The organism is Vibrio sp. 1557 (assembly GCF_033340175.1).
GTDB classification, from domain to species: Bacteria; Pseudomonadota; Gammaproteobacteria; order Enterobacterales; family Vibrionaceae; genus Vibrio; species Vibrio alginolyticus.
The window spans coordinates 1-1,550 of record NZ_JAWOVZ010000103.1 but is presented as its reverse complement, the minus strand read 5'-3'; the positions used below and the strand labels follow the sequence as shown (position 1 = coordinate 1,550).

The following is a 1,550-nucleotide window of genomic DNA, read 5'->3' as shown; positions in this document are numbered from 1 at the left end:
CTGTTCTGGCGCGTTTTGGTGAATACAATCCTTGATTTATCCTTCACACCAAACTCATCCAATCGATCCAAAATAAAGTCCAACTCTTTAAGGTCGTTAACACCTGTGTTCATCGGAATAACAATGAGAGAGTTAACATCAGCCGCCGCCTTTAACAGCTCGACATTGGCCGCAGTAAATGCGCCAGCCGTGTCATAAAGGAAAAAGTCAGCTTGCTCATTCTCCAACAACGTAACGTGTTCTTGTTGGTCAGTGTTATCAACATGGACGCTGTATCCTAATCGCTGCAACTCCGTTGAGCTGAACTCACAAAGCGTTGATTTAGAAACACCGCCTTTAGTGTTAAAAAAGATAATGTGCATTAGTTCACCATTAGTACATACAATTTGTATTTACTAATTGTATGTATCTAATCCAATGCACGTCAATTACATCTTTGTTAAACATACTCTTAGCGTGACATTGAGCGCTTTTATTCACTCAGGCCTAAATTCTGCCTTCATGCCACTGCTAAGCCGTCGCGAAGCGACAAGCCCCGCAGGGTTACGGTCTTATAGAGTGCGTTGAGGGTTCCTGTCGTATGACAAAAGAAAGAATCAGCGAGTGCCAATGCTGGCCCCTAGCTTTAGCTAGGAAATGGCCAGGCATTTTATCCCCAGCTTGCTGGGACGTAATAAGAGATCTTTGTATGTATTAATAAGAAGAATAATTTTGCACTTTAAATTGACCCTCTAGCAGATTAGTTTGATTTAGCCTTGCACCTTTTTGTGGATAACAACAAAAGGTGGGAACCAGAATGAAGAAAAGCAGGGAAATCACGAGATCGAGGAGTGATATCTAAGCAGAAATAGGCCTGTTTTGAGCGACAGGCACGACAAAAGCCGAACGTATAGTGCGGTAAGGGAAAACAGGCTATTAGCGCTTAATGGGGCGGAGGGGAGACGTTGGCAAATTTCCTTTGCATTGCAATGTTTTGGTTTACCAGGTCTTTGTATTGCTCAAGGCTCATGTTTCTAAGTTCATCATGAGACAGTGTATTAAGTAATGATGCTTGAGCGATGTTACGTTGTTGCTCTCGAGTTTTACCTTCAAGTTGGCGTTGCATCTTCTTGCGTGCCTGCTCCTTGGCTCTACGCTCAAAAGCTCTCTTACGCCACTGGAGTTGATTTTGTGCTTTCAGTTGAGTGATGGACATGCGCCCAACCTGCTCAGGAGTCATGCCGCTCTCAATAGCTTGATGCTTCAAGTAACCAAGACGCTTGTTGCGCTCTTTTTCAAGGCGTTCTGGCGTGACCCCTACCATTTGGAAGAACAAAGGAGTGGCTTCAAAGTATTTATCAATCCAACATCCAGCTTCTTTATCCCAAACCTGCCACTCTTTATCCGCTCTGATCACCCCCATTTCAACCATATCCTTTAACGCACGGCTAGCGCGTGAAATCGATACTATTGGGGTATGGAGCTTATCTTCCTCAGCTCTTTTGATTTCGGCCTCAGAAACTGTTGTAAGGCCAGCAGGGTCGGAAGCGTTACGCAATGAGATTTCAATC

General features: G+C 44.2%; 2 protein-coding genes. Both read right to left on the bottom strand.

The window, feature by feature from the left end; genetic code table 11:
* Positions 1–362 (bottom strand): ParA family protein (locus tag R7070_RS24975; protein ID WP_318141366.1); only part of this gene is annotated, 362 nt, incomplete at its 3' end.
* Positions 363–922: 560 nt separating this feature from the next.
* The coding region (repA, locus tag R7070_RS24970) for a plasmid replication initiator RepA (protein ID WP_318141365.1) at positions 923–1,550 on the bottom strand (628 nt) is incomplete at its 5' end.